Annotated in this window: 14 protein-coding genes, 1 pseudogene and 1 other annotated feature; of the genes and pseudogenes, 3 read left to right on the top strand and 12 right to left on the bottom strand. The window is 42.1% G+C overall.

Features of this window, described 5'->3' with window-relative positions:
- The 9 genes from AC075L_RS09815 to hisC form a co-directional block, all read right to left on the bottom strand.
- Positions 1-873, bottom strand: an 873-nt coding sequence (locus AC075L_RS09815) for a phosphohexomutase domain-containing protein (RefSeq protein WP_476387583.1), incomplete at its 3' end; no start/stop codon positions are given.
- Positions 874-1,004: 131 nt separating this feature from the next.
- Complete coding sequence (locus AC075L_RS09810; RefSeq protein WP_055052700.1) at positions 1,005-1,922, bottom strand: nucleotidyltransferase family protein; 918 nt, start codon at positions 1,920-1,922, stop codon at positions 1,005-1,007.
- An 80-nt stretch (positions 1,923-2,002) separates the two neighbouring features.
- Entirely contained in the window at positions 2,003-3,079 is a 1,077-nt protein-coding gene (prfA, locus tag AC075L_RS09805; RefSeq protein ID WP_008706449.1) for a peptide chain release factor 1, read from the bottom strand.
- Complete coding sequence (gene prmC, locus AC075L_RS09800; RefSeq protein ID WP_008706447.1) at positions 3,072-4,037, bottom strand: peptide chain release factor N(5)-glutamine methyltransferase; 966 nt, start codon at positions 4,035-4,037, stop codon at positions 3,072-3,074. The genes prfA and prmC overlap by 8 nt, the downstream gene beginning before the upstream one ends.
- Positions 4,034-5,002, bottom strand: coding sequence for a DUF1385 domain-containing protein (locus AC075L_RS09795; protein WP_022380506.1), 969 nt, complete (start codon positions 5,000-5,002; stop codon positions 4,034-4,036). Before AC075L_RS09795 ends, prmC begins: the two co-directional genes overlap by 4 nt.
- Positions 5,003-5,076: 74 nt before the next feature.
- Entirely contained in the window at positions 5,077-5,280 is a 204-nt protein-coding gene (rpmE, locus tag AC075L_RS09790; protein ID WP_020993628.1) for a 50S ribosomal protein L31, read from the bottom strand.
- Between the two features lie 188 nt (positions 5,281-5,468).
- Positions 5,469-6,866 carry a transcription termination factor Rho gene (gene rho, locus AC075L_RS09785; protein ID WP_055052701.1) on the bottom strand — a complete coding sequence of 466 codons (1,398 nt, stop codon included), beginning with the start codon at positions 6,864-6,866 and terminating at the stop codon, positions 5,469-5,471.
- A gap of 438 nt (positions 6,867-7,304) precedes the next feature.
- On the bottom strand, positions 7,305-7,805 hold the full coding sequence (locus tag AC075L_RS09780; RefSeq protein ID WP_008706441.1) for a COG2426 family protein: 501 nt from the start codon (positions 7,803-7,805) through the stop codon (positions 7,305-7,307).
- Positions 7,806-7,820: 15 nt separating this feature from the next.
- Positions 7,821-8,876 (bottom strand): histidinol-phosphate transaminase, encoded by a 1,056-nt coding sequence (gene hisC / locus AC075L_RS09775; protein WP_008706439.1) that lies wholly within the window; start codon positions 8,874-8,876, stop codon positions 7,821-7,823.
- A 147-nt stretch (positions 8,877-9,023) separates the two neighbouring features.
- Positions 9,024-9,251 (top strand) — a binding site (T-box leader).
- A 164-nt stretch (positions 9,252-9,415) separates the two neighbouring features.
- Here hisC and thrS point away from each other — a divergent pair.
- Both thrS and AC075L_RS09765 read left to right on the top strand, forming a co-directional pair.
- Positions 9,416-11,377 (top strand): threonine--tRNA ligase, encoded by a 1,962-nt coding sequence (gene thrS / locus AC075L_RS09770; protein WP_476387582.1) that lies wholly within the window; start codon positions 9,416-9,418, stop codon positions 11,375-11,377.
- 145 nt (positions 11,378-11,522) lie between these two features.
- Positions 11,523-11,696, top strand: a pseudogene (locus AC075L_RS09765) (carbohydrate ABC transporter permease); the annotation flags it as partial.
- 117 nt (positions 11,697-11,813) lie between these two features.
- On the opposite strand, the gene AC075L_RS09760 reads toward AC075L_RS09765, so the two are convergent.
- Genes AC075L_RS09760 through rsxC form a run of 3 tightly spaced genes read right to left on the bottom strand, consistent with a single transcriptional unit; the run spans position 11,814 to position 15,304 of the window.
- Entirely contained in the window at positions 11,814-12,692 is an 879-nt protein-coding gene (locus AC075L_RS09760; RefSeq protein WP_008706435.1) for a methylenetetrahydrofolate reductase, read from the bottom strand.
- 25 nt (positions 12,693-12,717) lie between these two features.
- Complete coding sequence (locus tag AC075L_RS09755; RefSeq protein WP_008706433.1) at positions 12,718-13,338, bottom strand: methylenetetrahydrofolate reductase C-terminal domain-containing protein; 621 nt, start codon at positions 13,336-13,338, stop codon at positions 12,718-12,720.
- Position 13,339: 1 nt separating this feature from the next.
- The gene (rsxC, locus tag AC075L_RS09750) at positions 13,340-15,304 is read right to left on the bottom strand and encodes an electron transport complex subunit RsxC (protein ID WP_020993629.1); all 1,965 of its coding nucleotides are present in this window, start codon (positions 15,302-15,304) and stop codon (positions 13,340-13,342) included.
- Between the two features lie 472 nt (positions 15,305-15,776).
- Here rsxC and AC075L_RS09745 point away from each other — a divergent pair, with 472 nt between their 5' ends.
- Entirely contained in the window at positions 15,777-16,382 is a 606-nt protein-coding gene (locus AC075L_RS09745; protein ID WP_008706429.1) for an outer membrane protein assembly factor BamB family protein, read from the top strand.
- Positions 16,383-16,601: the final 219 nt, after the last annotated feature.

The raw sequence follows: 16,601 nt of genomic DNA, 5'->3' as shown, positions 1-16,601 counted from the left end.
TTTGTACAGACCGAGGTTTGACATAACAGTGGTTACTACTGTATCATCTTTTAATCTGCCCTGCTCCTTGAGATATTTTCCACATACATACATAATCTTATCACCGTCGACCACATTTCCCTTATGGTCAACAGCAATACAGCGATCTGCATCACCATCATAAGCAAAACCGATATCCAGTCCATTGTCCACAACATATTTCTGCAGGACTTCAATATGGGTAGAGCCACAGTTTGTATTGATATTTGTACCATCCGGCTGGTTATTGATCACATAAGTCTTTGCCTGAAGTGCCTCAAATACACTCTTTGCAATAGCTGAAGAACTTCCGTTTGCACAGTCAAGCCCTACTTTAATGCCTTTGAAATCCCTGCTTGGAATAGAAATCAGATGTCCGATATAACGATTCCTTCCTGAAGCAAAATCCACAGTGCGTCCAATATCTTCTTTGGTTGCCAGAGGAAGATCCTCGATCAGGCCATCCAGATATGCTTCAATCCTTGCTTCTACTTCCGCTTCAATCTTCTGTCCGTTTCCATTGAGAAGTTTGATACCATTATCATAGAATGGATTATGGCTTGCGGAGATCATAATACCACAGTCAAAATCCTCTGTACGTACTGCATAAGAAACACTTGGGGTTGTCGTTACATGAAGAAGATATACATCTGCACCGGACGCTGTCAGACCTGCAACAAGTGCATATTCAAACATATAACTGCTTCTTCTTGTATCTTTTCCAATAACAATCTTAGCTTTATGGTCTCTTCCATAATACCAGCCTACGTAGCGCCCCACCTTAAATGCATGATCTACTGTCAGTTTAACATTTGCTTCTCCACGAAATCCATCTGTTCCAAAATATTTTCCCATAATTGCTCTCCTTTACTTTTTACAATATCCTCTGTTTCTGCACTGCATACTGTATTTCCCGGATCACACCCAAAACTGCTTTTAATCAGATCAGACATGTCTCCTGCGAAAGCTGCAGATATCTGCTTAACTTATTGATAAAGTCCCTGAGGATATATACCCGCTTCTGTAAGATTTTTAAATGCTCTCATTACTGTTTCTTTATCTTCCTGATAGGTTACACCAAACCATGTATCCTTTGTCTCCAGGACATCAACTTCAGCACTTTCATTTTTGATCAGATGGTCAACTAACTCCGGAAGCAGATATTCCTTTTTTGTATCTTCCGGTGCGAGTCCACTGAGAAATTCTGCAAATCCTTTCTCGAGGACCTCCATAAAGTCCGGCGTCAGTCCCCACATATTCATGGACACCAGATCCTTTACATCCAGTTCCTGCACACTTCCGTCCGCATTTCTTGACTCTGCACCTGTGGCAGTCTTAAATATATCATGCGTCTCTGTCACACCTGTAAGCTGTCCATTCTCAATATGGCAGATTCCTCTGGTAACGCTTCCATTATCGCTCAATGTATTTCCAAGCCTGAAACCGGCCATGCAGATGTGGAGTTTTCCGTCCTTTTGCTGTTCCTGCACAAGATAATCATGCACCTTCACATAAGCTTCTTTTCCATAATAATCATCTGCATTGATAACAATAAATGGCTCATCCAGAACCTTCTTTGCAGCAAGTACAGCCTGTCCGGTTCCCCAGGGTTTCGTGCGGTCAGCCGGTTTCGTAAATCCCTCCGGCAGATCATCAAGCTCCTGGAATACATATTCTACTTCCGTAATTTTCTCAATACGCTCGCCGATCACTCTGCGAAACTCTTCTTCCAGATCTTTACGGATAATAAACACTACTTTGTTAAATCCGGCTTCCAGCGCATCGTGGATGGAATAATCCATAATAATCTCTCCACATGTTCCCACCGGTGCAAGCTGCTTGATTCCTTTTCCAAAACGACTTCCGATTCCTGCCGCCATAATTACAAGTGCTGTTTTCTGCATAAATATTTTCCTCCTGACATTCTTCTCTCATATCAATACTTTTTCAGTCATCTTCTGTCACATACCCTCTCCGCAATATTCTATTCCGCATCCTGAAGATTACTTAATTTTGCTGCCTGATCTGCTGCGATCAGACTGTCAATGATCTCATCCAGATCCCCGTTCAGAACATTCTCCAGTCTGTGCAGTGTCAGTTTGATTCTGTGGTCTGTCACACGGCCCTGTGGAAAATTATAAGTTCTGATCTTCTCTGAACGGTCACCTGTTCCAATCTGGCTTCTTCTTGCCTCAGCCTCAGCATCATGCTGTTTGGCAAGCTCCATCTCATACAGACGGGAGCGAAGAACTTTCAGTGCTTTATCTTTATTCTTAAGCTGTGACTTCTCATCCTGGCAGGAAATTACGATTCCGGTAGGAATATGTGTCAGTCGCACAGCAGAGTCTGTTGTATTGACACACTGTCCACCGTTTCCGGATGCACGGAACACATCGAATTTACAGTCATTCATATCCAGATGGAAATCGATTTCCTCTGCTTCCGGCATAATAGCAACTGTACAGGTAGAGGTATGGATACGTCCGCCGGATTCTGTTTCCGGAACTCGCTGTACACGATGTACACCACTTTCATATTTCAGTCTGGAATAAGCACCTGCACCTGTGATCATAAATGTTACTTCCTTAAATCCGCCGATTCCGTTCTCATTGAGACTCATCATTTCTGTTTTCCAGCGGCGGGATTCTGCATATTTCACATACATACGGTAAATCTCTGCTGCAAAAAGGGCAGCTTCATCCCCACCTGCACCTGCACGGATCTCCACAATAACGTTCTTGTTATCATTAGGATCTTTCGGAAGAAGAAGGATCTTAAGTTCATGCTCCAGTTCCTCTACATTCTTCTTTGCCTCAGACAGTTCTTCCTTCAGCATTTCCCGCATATCTTCATCTTTCTCTTCCTCAAGCATGGAAAGACTGTCCTGTATTGTTTCTTTGTTTTTCTTGTACTCCCGGTAAGCATCTACTATCGGCTGCAGATCGCTCTGCTCTTTCATCAGCTTCTGAAAATGTTCCTGATTATCGGTAACTCCCGGCTCTCCAAGCTCATTAAGCACCTCTTCAAAACGAATGAGCAGATCGTCTAATTTATCAAACATATTTATCCTCCTGTAATTTCTTTCGCCCCAGAACCACCCGGTCCAACCCGGCCAGATCCTGCCTTATCTCAATATCTTCAAATTTATATTTCCGCAAAAGAGCTGCCACATCTTCTCCCTGGCTGCATCCGATTTCATACAAAAGCCAGCCACCCGGAACAAGATGATCCTGTGCCTGTTTCGTGATAGCCCTGTAAAAATAAAGTCCATCTTCCATACCATCCAGCGCCATACGCGGATCATGCAATTTTACTTCATCCATAAGATCTTCAATTTCCGCCGTAGGAATATATGGCGGATTTGATATAATCATATCATAAGCTCTGCTATAATTTCTATTACTATTTTCGCATTCTGTCATTTTTACAGTATCTTTTACAGCAGTCCTTTTCATATACTCTGTTCCGTACACAATGTTCTGCATTTCAGAAAACAGATTACTCTGTACGAATTCCGCATGCTCTGCCACTTCCAGTGTCCGTGCATTCCGCACAGCCACTTTCAGTGCCTCATCTGACAGATCCACGCCTGTTCCGTGTGCATCAGCTCTCTCCTTCAGAATACTGATAAGAATACAGCCGGATCCTGTACACATATCAAGAATATATGGATTTTTCACAGCTTTCATGCATTCAAGAGCGGACTCCACAAGTGTTTCCGTATCCTGTCTGGGTACCAGTACATTCTTATCCACATAAAATTCATGCCCCATAAAAAAAGCCTGATGCGTCAGATGCTGCAGCGGTATGTGTCCCGCACGTCTGCTGATCAGTTCCAGATATCTTTCAGCAACACTTTCTGTGACACTTTCTTCTCCGTATGCAAAATAATACGCCCGGCTTTTTCCTGTGACATATTCCAGGAGAAGCCAGGCATCCAGCCCGGCTTCCTTAATCCCCGCCTGTGCAAGGATCATCTGTCCTTTTTTTAATAATCCTGTCAGAGTTTCTCCGTTCATTGTTCTGCTTCAACTCCAAATTCTTCCTTCAGATATGCTTTCCAGTCAAAAACCGCCTCTACAGCCCTAATCGCAACCTCTGCCATATCTGCTGTCGGTTCCTTAGTTGTAAGTTTCTGCATTGCCAGACCCGGTTTACTGAAAAAGTCAGCAAGTTTGCTGTCTGATCTTCCAGCCCACTGAATAATCTCAAAAGATATTCCTGCTACAACCGGCACCATAAGAAGTCTTCCAAACAGTCTCACCCAGTAAAATGGAACCAATACAAAAATAAAATGCAGAAAAATGCTGACCAGCATAACCAGAAACAGAAAACTGGTTCCACATCTCTTATGCAGTCTGGAGCTTGCAAGAACATTATCCACCGTAAGCGGCAGTCCATGTTCCACGCAGTTAATGCACTTATGCTCTGCTCCATGATACATAAATGTTCTCTGAATATCCTTCATTCTGGAAATCAGAAGCATATATCCCATAAACAATGCAAGCTTTACAAATGCCTCAACTATTGTAACTGCAAATTCCGAAGCGCCAACCCTTCTGCAAAGACTTGCAAGGGCGTATGGCAGCAACATAAAGGCGGCAACTGATACCACGATCGAGACAGCAACTGTCACATATAACAGCCATTTGAACTGCTTATCTTCTTTTGCCTTTTTTGCAGCAAGCTCCTCTTCTGAAAGAGCAGCATTCTTCTGCTTATCCTCTTCGTCCTCCTCATCCCCTGCGATCTCCGCTGAATACATCAGACATTTTGTGCCGACCACCAGAGAATCCACGAAGCTTACCACACCTCGGATCAGTGGATATTTGAGAAATTTTGCATTTCCGAATACACATTTGTAATCTTCTACTTTTAATTCAATCTCATTGTCCGGTCTGCGGACAGCAATGGAATATTTATCCTTATGGCGCATCATAATGCCTTCCATTACAGCCTGACCGCCGATGTTCGATGATTTCATTATATTTCTCCCAAAGAAACAAGAAAGGCTGAGATTTCCCAACCTCAACCTTCTCAATTCTTACTATATTCTGATTATTTGTTCAGGCCGTATTTCTTATTAAACTTATCGATACGTCCACGAGCCTGAGCTGCTTTCTGCTGACCTGTATAGAATGGATGACATTTAGAGCAGATTTCTACGTGGATGTCCTGTTTTGTAGATCCTGTTACGAATGTGTTACCACAGTTGCAGGTTACAGTTGCCTGATAATAATTAGGATGGATTCCTTCTCTCATGATTTTCACCTCTCTGTAAAGATTCTATTTTCTATTCGTATTCATTTGACGAATTTACTATTAAACAGCTTTATGAGTATAACATATCGTCCCATGGAATGCAAGTTATTTTAAAATTTATTTTAAAATTTATTTAATATTTTTGTTACTGAGAACGGAGCGAACAGTAACTGTTTTTTTACAACGTTTCAGATAAACTTCTGTTTTTTTACAGTCTGCACAAATTCAGCATTATTTTTTGTACGGGTAAACATATTCAGGATCTGTTCTACCGCATCTTCTGACTTCATTCCATTGAGGGCTTTTCGCATAATGTAAACCGCTTCCTGTTCTTCTTTACTCAGCAGCAGATCCTCTCTTCTTGTACCGGATTTCTGGATATCAATTGCAGGGAATACCCGCTTTTCTTGCAGTTTTCGGTCAAGCACCAGTTCCATATTACCGGTTCCCTTAAATTCTTCATAAATTACATCATCCATTTTACTTCCCGTATCCACAAGCGCTGTAGCAAGAATAGTAAGGCTTCCGCCCTCTCTCATATTTCTGGCCGCACCAAAAAAGCGTTTCGGCATATGAAGAGCCGCCGGGTCCAGACCACCGGAAAGAGTTCGTCCGCTGGGCGGTATGATCAGGTTGTATGCCCTTGCCAGTCTTGTAATAGAATCAAGAAGAATTGTAACGTCTTTTTTATGTTCCACCAGACGACGTGCACGTTCTATTACCATTTCAGACACACGTTTATGATGTTCCGGAAGCTCATCAAATGTAGAATAAATGACTTCCACATTATCGCCACAGATGGCCTCCCTGATATCTGTAACCTCCTCAGGACGCTCATCGATCAGAAGAATGATCAGATGCATGTCCGGATTGTTTCTCAGAATAGACTTTGCCACATCTTTCAGCAAAGTTGTCTTACCGGCTTTCGGAGGAGATACGATCATTCCTCTCTGTCCTTTACCGATAGGGCTGATCAGATCTACGATCCTCATGGCAACTGTGCCGCCCGGTCTTTCCATTATCAGTCTCTCATTTGGAAAAATCGGTGTCATATCTTCAAAATTATATCGTCTCTGCCCTTCACTGGGATGGAATCCGTTGATAGAGGTCACATATAGCAGGGCACTGAATTTCTCTCCCTGTGTTTTGATACGGATATTCCCCTTAATAATATCACCTGTTTTCAGGTTAAATCTGCGTATCTGAGAAGGTGATACATAAATATCATTTTCCCCCGGAAGATAATTCTCACATCGGATAAACCCATATCCATCCGGAAGTACCTCAAGGATTCCGTCTGCTCTCTCTCCACTGTCAAGCTGTACTGCCTCTGCCGGGGCATGATACTGTGTACGTTCCAGTGTTTTGTTATACTGGGGGATTCTCTCTCCGTTACCTTCCACTTCACTCTGCTGCGGTTTCTCCCGGACTGTTTCCTGTTTTTTTGTCTCACCTTCCAGTTCATCTTCGTGAAGCATTCTCTCGATCAATTCCGGTTTTCTCAATGCTGAAACCCCTTTTAATCCTCTGGCTTTTGCCAAATCCTTTAAAGTTGCCAGTGATAATGATTCATACTTTTCTCTCATAAAATAATCCTCTGCTTTTTGTTTTGATTGTTAATATTGATAATTATTTTTATTTTTGTTTTTTTGACTTCCTATGTATCTGAGCAATTTATTCTTTATTAACTTTTCCTGTAACAGTTAGTGGGATAATCTGTCTGAAGTGACACGAATATCAGATCTGCAGCAATGCATATCGCAGGAAAATTATACTCCTGCTCCTGTGTCGACAAGTTAATTCCTGTAGTAATCCTGTCTGCACACCGGTATCTTTATATTTATCTTAGCACATCTTCTTCATAATTGACAATACCATATTATTCCAAATCTTTATTATTGGCAAGCTGTTTTATACGTCATAAAACTGATATTATCGACATAAAAGCAGAAATCCGGAGACATAAAATATGTCCCCGGATTTCCGGTAAATCAGATATTAATAACACTTATTTAAGAAGACAATTAATGTACCAGATTTCCCACTAATCCATAAGAAACAATATACATAATGACAGTTGCCATAATAATGCCACAAAAAATTGCCAGAGAGGACTTCTTAATATCAATTTCCAGAAGAGATGCAATCAGAGATCCTGTCCATGCCCCTGTTCCCGGAAGCGGAATTCCCACAAACAGCATCAGTCCCCAAAACTCATATTTCTTTACCTGATCACTTTTTCTCATTGCCCTGTCTTCCAATTTCATAACAAGTCCCCGAAAGAGTTTCGTCTTTTTTAAAACCTTGAAAATCTGTCTGATAAACAACAGAATAAACGGAATAGGAATAATATTTCCAACAATACACAGTGGAATTGCCTTTGCAGCCGATATCTTAAGTAAGGATGCTGCAAGCAATCCTCCCCTGAGTTCCAAAAGCGGAATCATTGAAATAATAAAAACTGCCCCTTCCGGTGAAATATATTGTGACAGATTCTGCGAGAACCAATGTACCAGTGCTTCCATAAAACCTCCTAACTTTTACTTCAGATAATCCTTCAAAAAATCAATAAATTTCTGCATTTCTTCCTTTGTTCCAACTGTGATACGAAGGAAATTGTCAATTCTGTCCTTCTGGAAGTAACGAACATAAATATGCTGCCCTCTCAATGCCTCAAAAAGTTCTTTCGCAGGACAGGTTTTATGCGTAGCAAAAATAAAGTTAGACATAGAATCCTGAAAAGAGAATCCCAGTGCCTTCAATTCTTTCTTTGTCCATTCTCTTGTCTCTATGATTTTATTACATGTCTCATCAAAATATGCTTTATCTTCAACTGCCGCCACACCTGCAGCAATCGCTGTACGGTCCATAGTATAAGAATTAAAAGAATACTTCACATCATTCAGGAATCTGATCAGTTTCTCATTTCCACACGCAAAACCAATTCTCATCCCAGCCATAGAACGTGACTTGGAAAATGTCTGTACGACCAGAAGGTTGTCATATTTTTCAATCAATGGAAGCGCCGACTGACCACCAAAATCCACATAAGCCTCGTCCACGATCACAATCACATCAGGATTATGGCGGATAATATCCTCCACTTCCTCCAGCGGCATCTCCACACCTGTCGGCGCATTCGGATTCGGGAATACAATTCCTCCGTTTTCTCTGAAATAATCTTCCTTCCTTATATGAAAGTTCTCATCCAGTGCCGGTCTCTCATATGGAATGCGAAACAGGTCTGCCCATACATCATAAAAAGAATATGTGATATCCGGAAAAAGAACCGGCTTCTGTGAATTAAAGAATGTAAGGAAACTCATGGCAAGCACATCATCGGAACCTACTCCCACAAAAACCTGTTCATCCTTCAGCCTGTAATTCTTTGCAATGGCATGTACCAGTTCTCCTGCTGTAGGATCCGGATAAAGTCTCATAGTATCTGTATCCATCTCCCTCAACGCCTTCTCCACTCCAGGTGCCGGCGGATACGGATTCTCGTTGGTATTCAGCTTGATCATATCCGGCTGATTGGGCTGCTCGCCTGGTGTATATGGTATTACTTTACGTATATTTTCTTCCCATCTGCTCATTTATCTGATTCCTTTCATGTTTTTTATTGTTTTTCACTTTCGTCAGTATAACATTAATCTCTATTTTCGTAAATCAACTTTTTGCATTTTACTGATTGACAAACCCACTTTGCAAGTTTATAATAGGCGGCAGAAAAGATAAGAAGGATCAAAACGTTGAAGAGAAGAGTACGCTGAGGAACGTTACAGAGAGAAATGTATACCGGTGCAAGCATTTCATCGCGAACCAGCCGAAGACCACCTCTGAGTGACTTTAATACAGTCCGGTGATTCCGTTACCATCGAATGAAGCGGTTCTGATCAGATGATTTATCCATCAGTAATGTATCAGAACAACCGGGGTGGAACCGCGAGTAATGTTATCTCGTCCCCTACAGTATTTAACCGTACTGTAGGGGATTTTTTTATTCTTTCTTTTACCCCTTCGCAGTACAAAAAACTGTTACTGTTCACTCCGTTCTCAACAACACGCTCCGTGGGATATCAACAGTGAACAGCAACTATAACAAATCCATACTAACGTAAAGGAGATAATCATCATGATCGTAACATTAAAAGACGGCTCAAAAAAAGAATACGCTGAAGCAAAATCCGTAATCGACATTGCTTACAACATCAGCGAGGGACTTGCACGTGCTGCCTGTGCAGGAGAAGTAAACGGAGAAGTTGTAGACCTGAGAACAGTTATTGACAGTGACTGCGAATTAAACATCCTGACAGCAAAAGATGAAAAAGGACTTGCAGTTCTCCGCCATACAGCATCCCACGTACTTGCCCAGGCAGTACAGACCTTATTCCCGGATGCAAAGGTTGCTATCGGACCTTCTATTGATACAGGATTCTACTATGATTTCGACTGCCCTCCATTCTCCCGTGATGACCTGGATGCAATCGAAAAAGAAATGAAAAAGATCATCAAAAAAGGCGCTAAGATTGAACGCTTCACAAAATCAAGAGAAGATGCCATCGCATACTTCCAGGAGAAAAATGAACCATACAAGGTAGAACTTATCGAAGATCTTCCGGAAGGCTCCGAAATCTCTTTCTATTCCCAGGGAGACTGGACAGACCTCTGCGCAGGTCCTCACCTTATGAGCGTAAAGGGTGTAAAAGCATTCAAGCTTCTCTCCTCCTCCAGCGCCTACTGGAGAGGCAGTGAAAAGAACGCAATGCTCACACGTATCTACGGAACAGCTTATGCTTCCAAGGATGAGTTAAAAGAACATCTGGAACAGATGGAAGAAGCAAAAAAACGCGATCACAATAAACTTGGACGTGAAATGAAAATCTTCACAACTGTAGATGTAATCGGTCAGGGACTTCCACTTATCATGCCAAACGGTGTAATCATGATGCAGGAGCTTCAGCGCTGGATTGAAGACGAAGAAACAAAACGCGGATATATCAGAACAAAAACTCCGTTAATGGCAAAGAGCGACCTCTACAAGATTTCCGGACACTGGGATCATTACAAAGAGGGCATGTTCGTTCTCGGCGACGAAGAAACAGACAAAGAAGTATTTGCGCTTCGTCCTATGACATGCCCATTCCAGTACTATGTATACAAAGCAGAACAGCACAGCTATCGTGATCTGCCTCTTCGTTACGGTGAAACATCCACTCTGTTCCGTAATGAGGATTCCGGGGAAATGCATGGTCTGACACGTGTGCGTCAGTTCACGATCTCCGAAGGTCATCTGATCGTAAGACCTGACCAGATGGTAAAAGAATTTAAAGACTGTATCGCACTTGCACAGTACTGTCTGCAGGTTCTTGGTGTAGAGGAGGACGTAACCTATCACCTTTCCAAATGGGATCCTAACAACAGAGAGAAATACATCGGTGATGCAGAAGTGTGGAATCAGACAGAAGCTCATATCCGTCAGATGCTTGAAGAACTGAACATTCCATTTACAGAGGATGTTGGAGAAGCTGCATTCTACGGACCTAAGGTTGATATCAATGCCAAAAATGTATACGGAAAAGAAGATACAATGATCACGATCCAGTGGGATGCTCTTCTTGCTGAACAGTTTGATATGTACTACATCGATGAAAATGGTGAGAAACAGCGTCCATACATCATCCACCGTACATCCATGGGATGCTATGAGAGAACACTGGCATGGCTGATTGAGAAATATGCAGGTATGTTCCCGACTTGGCTCTGCCCAGAACAGGTTCGTGTAATTCCGATCTCTGAGAAATTCCACAACTATGCCGCCAAAGTGGAAGCACAGTTAAAAGAAAACGGAATCCGCTGCTCCGTTGACCAGCGTTCCGAGAAAATGGGCTACAAGATTCGTGAAGCACGTCTTGCAAGAGTTCCATATATGCTCATCGTCGGTGCCAAAGAGGAAGAAGAAGGCAAGGTTTCCGTAAGAAGCCGTTACCTCGGTGATGAAGGAATGAAAGACCTTGGTGATTTCCTTGCAGCGATCAAAGAAGAAATCAAGAATAAAACAATCCGCAAAATTGAAGTACAGGAAGAGAATAAATAATCTTCCCTTTCAGATAAGTACAGAAACTGTTATTTCTGTTAAAAACAGGGCTGTCGTCAATGAACTTTTGGTTCATACGACAGCCCTGTTTTATTATTCTTTCACTTTTTCCTCAAAATATCAGCATTTTAACCGAATCAAATAAAAGAAAACACTTCCCGTGCTGATCGCACAGCTTCGAAGCGCAGACTTTCTGAAATTCGACATGGGACAGGTGTATGTAATGATCGCCTTTTCCATCTTCCCGGTCATCATTGTTTACATTCTTCTTTCCAGATTCATTGTAGAAGGTGTTTCCGCAGGTGCGGTCAAGGGTTAAATACAAAAAGCTGTCTGTTCCGGATGCAGATACCTCCGGAAGCCAGACAGCTTTTTTAATTATTTACAGTACTGTTCTGTAATGATGTTACTGTTTACAGCTCAGAGTTTTATTTTCTTAAATCTCAGCCAGTTTCAGCAGATCCGGGATCTTGGATTCCCAACCAAGTGCCATGATATGTACACCCTGACAGTATGGCTTGCACTCTTTGATGATACGTGCAGCGATCTCAACACCTGTGATACCTGCTTTTGTCTTTTCTTTGTCTGCTTTCAGTTCCTCGAGCATTTCGTCCGGAACATGAATGCCGGCAACGTTGTTGTTCATGAATTTAGCCATTCCAGCGGACTTCGGAATGATGATACCAACCTGTACAGGTTTTCCGAACTGTTTTGCTTTTTCCATAAATTTGATGAATTTCTCCGGCTCAAATACTGCCTGTGTCTGGAAGTATTCTGCACCTGCAGCTACTTTTCTTTCCATTTTTGCAAGCTGTGCGTCAACGGAATCGCTGCATGGAGATACAACAGCACCCTTGGAGAATTTTGGCGGCTCACCAACCAGTTCGTTTCCGCCAAGATCCACACCGGATTCCAGAAGCTTCACTGTGTGAAGAAGGGATACGGAGTCAAGGTCGAATACAGGTTTTGCCTGTGGGTGGTCACCCATCTTTGTATGGTCACCTGTAAGGCAGAGGATGTTGTCAATACCCAGCATTGCAGCGCTGAGAAGATCAGACTCCAGAGCGATACGGTTTCTGTCACGGCATGCCAGCTGGAAGATCGGATTCATGCCTGCATCCTTGAGAACTTTACACATTGCAAGAGATCCAAGACGCATAACAGAAGACTGGTTATCAGTTACGTTAACTGCATGAACATCCTTGAGGTATGTTTTTGCTTCTTCTACCAGTTCATCTACGTGGATTCCTTTTGGCGGTCCTACTTCTGCAGAAACTACAAATTCACCACGGTCGAATAATTCTTTCATTTTCATTGTACATTGCTCCAATCATTATAATCTATTTTAATTCATCGTCTGTTGCAAAGTTATGAATCTGTGTCGGACATTTCAGCGCGTCAAGGCGTCCGATCTCTTTCAGACGTCTGTAGATGCGTTCCCATCCACATTCCATTTCGCTGTCCACTTCACATTTACCGTTCTTGGAACCGCCGCACTGGCCATTCACAAGGCTCTTTGAACATGCTGTGATCGGGCAGATTCCGCCTGTCAGGTTCAGGTAGCATTCACCGCACTGGTCACATTTGTACTCTAACGGTGTCACGCCCTGGAAACCTGGTACCGGGTATGTATCGCAGGCTGCACAGACCATCTTATCTTCCAGATATTCTGAAACGGTCTGTACACCAACACCGCAGGAGAATACCAGAACCAGATCTGCTTCCTGGATCTTGCTCATATGTTTCTTAAGACGTAATTCCATATTTTCCGGATTACAGATGTAATCAGTTGTCATGATTCCTGTCACATTTCCTTCAGCTGCAAGTTCCTTCTGAAGTCGGGCAGCTTCTTTTTCCGGAAAACGAACTTCCTTACATCCATGACAGTTGATAATGAAAACTTTCTTTCCGGCTGTCAGTGATGTAATCGCTTCTTTTGCTTTTAACTGGGTAATCAACATATTACTTCATCCCCCTTACTGCATTTTTTCCGGCTTTGATACTGTTAATGATCGGAATCTTGGAAGAACAGATATACTGACAGCATCTGCACTCAACACAATCCATAACGTTCATGTCTTTCATGCCCTGCCAGTTCTCGTCTTTCGCATATTTCACGAAATACAGAGGTGAAAGCTCCATCGGACAGACATCTACGCAGCGTCCGCACTTGATACACGGCTGTTCTTTTGTCTCATCCGGTTCAACGGCAATGATACCATTGGAGCCTTTCATCATCGGTACATCCAGTGTGTTCAGAGGGAATCCCATCATTGGTCCGCCCATCTTAACCAGAACATCGTCATCTGTAAATCCGCCGCAGTAATCGATCAGCTCTCTTACGCTTGTACCGATCTTGATAACGAAGTTTCCAGGATTCTTGATCTTCTCGCCTGTTACTGTAGCAACACGCTCAACCAGAGGCATTCCTGTCTGGATCGCATCGGAGATTGCTTTTACTGTACTGATATTATCTACTACAACGCCGACATCTGCCGGAAGACCGCCGCTTGGAACAATTCTTCCCATAACTCGCTTAATGAGAGTTTTCTCAGCGCCCTGCGGGTATTTGGTTCTTGCAACAAATACTTCCATGTTTCCGATGTCAGCAACTTTTTTCTGCATTAATTCAATGGCATCCGGCTTATTGTCCTCGATAACGATGATACCCTTCTCGGCACCTGTTGTCTTAAGGACTGCTTTCAGGCCAAAAATAATGTCATCTGCATACTCAAGGAGTACTCTGTGGTCTGCTGTTAACAGAGGCTCACATTCACATCCGTTGAGAAGGATGGTATCTACCGGTTTTGCAGGTTTAAGTTTGACACAGGTCGGGAAACCTGCACCGCCCATACCAACGATTCCGGCTTCACGAATGATATCAATGATCTCATCCGGAGTAAGATTGTCAAGATCACCATGTGGCTGTACGGATTCGTGCAGAGTATTTTTTCCATCCGATTCAATAACAACAGCCATCACTTCGCTTCCACGTGTGCCATGCATACGCGGTTCAACAGCAACTACGGTTCCGCTTACGCTGGAATGTACCGGAGCACTGATAAATCCGGCAGCTTCACCGATCTTCTGACCAACTTTTACAGTGTCACCAACCTGAACGATCGGATTAGCCGGTGCGCCCAGATGCTGTGACATGGAGATTACAACTGTCTTCGGATCCGGGAATTTCTTCAGAGCGATGTGCTCACTGAATTCCTTGCGTTCTGACGGATGAACACCGCCGTAATATCCGTCCAGTCTTTCTTCTCTGATGGACTTCACATAGTCGTTGATCACTTTGAAATTAACTTTGGAGAAATCACGAACCTGTACAGGCTGGTTTAAGAATTCTTCCAGACGTCCCTGTTTTGCAAGTCTCTGGTAAATCTTCTCCCATGCACAGTCTTTATTCGGATCTACTTCGCATTTTCCATTCTTTGCTCCACCGCACTGTCCATTGACAAGACTCTTTGAACAGTCAACGATCGGACAGACACCTCCGGTAATGTTCAGATAACACTGCGCACATGCGTCACAGCTCTTCTTGGTAAGTGCCATGCCATGATGACCTCTGTAGTTAAGGGTGTTGCTTGCAGCAACTACCGGCTTACCTGCCAGATCCGCAACGGTCTGAATACCAAGGCCACAGGAAATTACTACTACATTCTCTGTACCTTCCGGAATCAGATCCTGTAATTTTCTTTCTGTGTGCATCTTGTTGCATAAGAAATCAAATTTTGCACTGCCTGTAACATTCTTTCCCTGATCTGCAGCGAATTTCAGAAATTCGTCACAATCCGGTTCGTCAACAGTTTCAAATTCTTTGAAACATTTGTTGCAGGCAATCACAAACAGGTTGTCCTTACCGTCAAGCACTGATGCAAGTTCATCACTGCTTTTCAGTTTGTACTTAGTATAGTTTTCCAATTGCTCACCTTCCTCACGATAAAATTTTATCCTTATGATATCTGTTCTTATCCGTTCCCTCCATCTCTGCACTCAAAAAAGGGCTAATAAAACCAGATAAATAAGTTCAATACATATACCTTATTAAATGTAACATAAAATGCACATTTTATCCAGTTTTATTAGCAAATTTTATAAATTTCTTCTATGATTTCATCCTAAAATTCTATGAAGTGCAGATATTTGTACTGTAAAGGATGTGGAATCAGTAAATTGTATACAATATACCACATTCTATAGCAACTATGACGATTCAGCACCTTCACACAGTTACGCTCTCAAACTCAAATCTTTAGAAATCGCCTTCGGTGATGGAATAATTACTCTCCATACAAGTAAATACTAATGCAGGCTTCAAAAAGATATGATATAATTAAAGAAAATATTTGCAATATCCCCCAACCACTCATTTATCAGAAAGGAGCGTGTTTACATGAAGAAGAAAATCCAACAAATCCTGTTGACGTCACTGTTGTTTGTATTCTCAATACTGATCATATCAATCCCGACTCAGGCTGCCAAACCTGCAGCTACAACCGTTAAATCCAAAACTTCCTATTCCAATTCCAAAGAATCCATGACTGTAAGAGGACTGGATGCAAAGAAAACAGTAGTCTGGAAATACGTTACAAAGAAATATACTGCTACAGAGCTTCCAAGGACAAAATGTATTGTCCGCAAGGATAAGGTTTATGTTTTTGAAAGCTCAAAAATCGTCGTACTTCGAAAAAAAGACGGAAAACAGTTATGGACTGCAAAAAAAGTCAGTCCTGCAGGACACCTTTGCAAATTTGACAAAAATGACAATCTATATGTAACCGGATACTACGATAACTATGTTTACAAAATATCCACAAAAGGAAAGATTCTCTGGAAAACAAACACATCCAAAGCCAATAATTACTGGCCATATAAAATAAACATTTCCGGTAATCAGATGACCATCCTGTATGAAATGAATAATAATGATGATTCATCAGAAAAAACTCATAAAATAGTTTTTAATATAAAAAATGGTAAAATACTGAAGTATTCCTAGATTACAGCTCATAAAAATAGCGGCAACACTGCCGCTATTTTTGATTGAGCACATCTGTTTCTTTTATTCTCCTTTTTTATGAACACTTCTGATAATCCTCTCTCAGTACTTGTATCATGAGTTAAGACGCTGTCCGCAATATTCACAATTGCTCAGACGTCCTTTTATTACCTGATTCTTTGCACCGCAGCTGGTACAGGTAACTGTAATATAAATCTT

Source organism: Blautia sp. ZXY-1-B12 (genome assembly GCF_056339915.1).
Note: the sequence above shows the minus strand (reverse complement) of the source record. Positions and strands in the feature narration are given on the sequence as shown.